The sequence below is a fragment of the Curtobacterium sp. HSID17257 genome, assembly GCF_003989515.1.
Classification (GTDB): Bacteria; Actinomycetota; Actinomycetes; order Actinomycetales; family Microbacteriaceae; genus Curtobacterium.
In genome coordinates, this window is the sequence record NZ_RBLU01000202.1 from 1 (window position 1) to 2,275 (window position 2,275).

Genomic DNA, 2,275 nt, shown 5'->3' on the forward strand with positions numbered 1-2,275 from the left:
TGGAGCCGAGCCTCCCGGCGGGTGGCCCCGGTGGCACGCGGACCGAAGGCGACGTTGCCGGCGACCGTGCGGTGGCCGAAGAGGTCGGGGCGCTGGGCGACCAGGCCGACCCGGCGGCGGTGCGTCGGGAGGGCCGTCAGGTCGCGGTCGGCGAGCACGACGCTGCCGTCGCGGGTCCGGAGGAGCCCCGCGAGGGCCTCGACCACGGTCGACTTGCCGGCACCGTTCGGTCCGACCAGGGCGACGCACTCCTCGTGGCCGATCGTCAGGCGCACGTCCACGTGCCGCTCGGGGACGACGACGTGGGCGCTGAGCCCCGCTCCCCCGATCGTCACGGCATCACCGGACGGCTGCGCACCGTCGTCGTCCCGATCACGACGAGGGCGACCACGACGAGGACGAGCGCGAGGGCGACCGCGGTGTCCGGGTCGACCTCGCGCTGCAGGTAGACCTCGAGCGGGAGGGTCCGCGTGACCCCCTGCAGGCTGCCGGCGAAGGTGAGCGTCGCGCCGAACTCGCCGAGCGCCCGCGCACCGCAGAGCACCAGGCCGGAGGTGATGCCCGGGAGCACGCGGGGCGTCGTCACGGTGAGGAAGGTGCGCGTCGGCCCGGCGCCGAGCGTCGCGGCGACCCGCTCGGCACGGCCACCGCCGGTGCGGAGCGAGCCCTCGATCGACGAGACCAGGAACGGCATCGAGACGAACACCTGTGCCATCACCACCGCCGTCGTGGTGAACGCGATCCGCAGCCCGTGCTCGTCGAGGAACGCGCCGAGCACGCCGAGCCGACCGAACGCCGCGAGCAGGGCGAGACCGCCCACGACCGGCGGGAGCACGAGCGGCAGGAGGACCAGGGCTCGGAGGACCCCCACCCAGCGCGACGTCGAGCGGGCGAAGAGCACGGCGAGCGGGTAACCGAGGACGAACGCGACACCGGTGGCGGCTGCCGCGGTGCCGAGGCTCAGCCCGAGCGCGGTGGTCGACGCGGGTGCGGTGACCAGGGCGACGAAGGACGACCAGTCGACCCGACCGACCATCGCCGCCACGGGCACGACGACGAACAGGCCGCCGAGGACCGCGGGGACCGGGAGCCACCACGGCACGGGGGTGCGCTGGTGGCCCAGGGTGGTCCTGTTCGTCGTCCGGTTCATCGGGAGCGTCGTGGTCATCGTCAGGGTGCGCCGAAGCCGGCGTCCGTGAGCACCTTGCGTCCGGCGTCGGAGCGGACGTACGCGGCGAACGACGCCGCGGTCTCCGGGTTCGCGGACTCCTTCAGGACACCGATCGGGTACGTGTTCACGGCCGTCGACGACTCGGCGAACGGGACACCCTCGACCTTCCCCCCCGAGCCCTCGACGTCGGTGACGTAGACGAGCCCGGCGTCGGCCTGCCCGGACCCGACCTTGCCGAGGACGTCGGTGACCGACTGCTCCTCGCTCACCGGGCGCAGCTCGATGCCCGCGGCCCGCTCGACCTCCGCCGTCGCCGCACCGCACGGCACCGGGGCGGCGCAGGTGACGACCTGCAGGTCGGACGCGGTGAGGTCGCGGAGGTCCTCGACGTGCTCGGGGTTCCCGGGAGCGACCGCGATCTCGAGGGCGTTCGTCGCGAAGTCGCGGGGCCACCCCGTCGCCAGGTCGGTCGACGTGAGCTTCGCCATGTTCGCCTCGTCGGCGGAGGCGAACACGTCGGCGGGGGCGCCGTTGCGGATCTGCGAGACGAGGTCGCTCGAGCCGGCGAACGAGAACGTGACCGTGGTGCCCGGGTGCTGCTGCTCGAACCGCTTGCCGAGCTCGGTGAAGGTGCGCTGGAGCGAGGCGGCCGCGAACACCGTGATGGAACCGGTCGGGGCCGCACCGCTGGTGGCCGTGCCGCTCGCGGTGGTGCCCGTCGCTCCGCTGCCCGTCGCGCCGCTCGTGGCCGACTGGGTCGAGCACGCGGTCAGCATCAGCCCGGCGACGACGAGCGCGAATGCAGAACTGGTACGCAGGAGCGGCTTCACGAGGCGATCCTATCCGCACGTGCGGTCATACCGAGGTCGGGAGGCCTTCCTGGCGCCATGCGGTGATCCCGCCGTCGAGGACGGTGACGGGCGGAGCCCCGGCCGGTCGGTCCGCGATCGCCTGCCGCGCCCAGGCCGTGGCGCGCTTCCCGGACGCGCAGACGACGACCAGTTCGTCGCCCGGATCGGGGTCGGTGAGGTCGCCCGGCGTCAGCGAGCCGGGGATGACGCCGGTCGCGCGCTCCTCGTCGGTGCGGACGTCGACCAGGACGGT

At 74.0% G+C, this 2,275-nt stretch carries 4 protein-coding genes; all 4 read right to left on the reverse strand.

Translation table 11 applies throughout. From position 1 onward, the window contains the following. Positions 1–335 (reverse strand): ATP-binding cassette domain-containing protein (locus D8M35_RS16000; protein ID WP_126892700.1); only part of this gene is annotated, 335 nt, incomplete at its 3' end. Further along, positions 332–1,168 (reverse strand): ABC transporter permease, encoded by an 837-nt coding sequence (locus tag D8M35_RS16005; RefSeq protein WP_238638281.1) that lies wholly within the window; start codon positions 1,166–1,168, stop codon positions 332–334. The genes D8M35_RS16000 and D8M35_RS16005, both read right to left, overlap by 4 nt. 2 nt (positions 1,169–1,170) lie before the next feature. Next, the gene (gene modA, locus D8M35_RS16010) at positions 1,171–1,947 is read right to left on the reverse strand and encodes a molybdate ABC transporter substrate-binding protein (protein ID WP_126892702.1); all 777 of its coding nucleotides are present in this window, start codon (positions 1,945–1,947) and stop codon (positions 1,171–1,173) included. A gap of 79 nt (positions 1,948–2,026) precedes the next feature. Then, a partial coding sequence (locus D8M35_RS16015) for a rhodanese-like domain-containing protein (protein WP_148113411.1) occupies positions 2,027–2,275 on the reverse strand: 249 nt, incomplete at its 5' end.

Coding starts and splice junctions, on each gene's coding strand:
- D8M35_RS16005 (WP_238638281.1), bottom strand. CDS start 1,168: ATGACCACGACGCTCCCGATGAACCGGACGACGAACAGGACCACCCTG.
- modA (WP_126892702.1), bottom strand. CDS start 1,947: ATGCTGACCGCGTGCTCGACCCAGTCGGCCACGAGCGGCGCGACGGGC.